The sequence below is a fragment of the Cupriavidus sp. 8B genome (assembly GCF_054589115.1).
The window spans coordinates 1-689 of sequence record NZ_BAAILO010000457.1 but is presented as its reverse complement, the minus strand read 5'-3'; the positions used below and the strand labels follow the sequence as shown (position 1 = coordinate 689).

At 59.4% G+C, this 689-nt stretch carries 1 protein-coding gene; it reads right to left on the bottom strand.

Going from position 1 to position 689, the window contains the following annotated elements; genetic code table 11:
- Positions 1–451 precede the first annotated feature (451 nt).
- The coding region (locus tag ACYP5B_RS43595; protein ID WP_459573770.1) for an H-NS histone family protein at positions 452–689 on the bottom strand (238 nt) is incomplete at its 5' end.

Genomic DNA, 689 nt, shown 5'->3' with positions numbered 1-689 from the left:
CATTAGGAGACGGCGCCATCTTGACGCCGCATTTATGCTCCCGCTCAGGATAATTGGCTCCCCGGACTCCTTGGTATCGATGCCCCTCTTCGAGGCTGTTGATCGCAAGATGGCAAACAGCGTAGTTTCATGGTCATGAAACTAAAAACTTCCCAGGGACTGCGTCTGCCGCACAGCCTTGATGGCCGCATTCGCGGAAGCTAAGTGTACGTTTCCGGGCCGATCTAGCACACGCTCGTGCTCGCGGAAGCGGCCCCATTAAACATCACCTGCTCATGCCGGGCGCCGGCCTTGGTCGAGAATTGGGTACGCAGGTCTAATTGGAGGACGTAGCTTCAGCCTTCAAGAGGGAAAGCTGCGCCGCTTGCCCCCAACCGAAGCTCGGGGCTCAAGCGGCGCGGCTATCTACCGATAACCGCGGCAAAACGACGGTCGTTGGGCCGCCCTGCGATCACGCTTCCTGAATCAAGAACTTGTCGCGATTCTTACCGAGCCAAGCCGGTGCACGGCCACGGCCAGTCCAAGTTGCCCCCGTCTTGGGGTCTTGATACTTTGGCGGCAGGGCTGTCTTGGGTTTTGCCGGCGCCTTAGCTACCGCGTCTGCTGCGGGACGGCCACGGCGACGCTTTGGAGCGATGTCGTCGGCAGTCAACTCGTGCTGTGCCATTAGGGCTCGAATCTGTTCGATA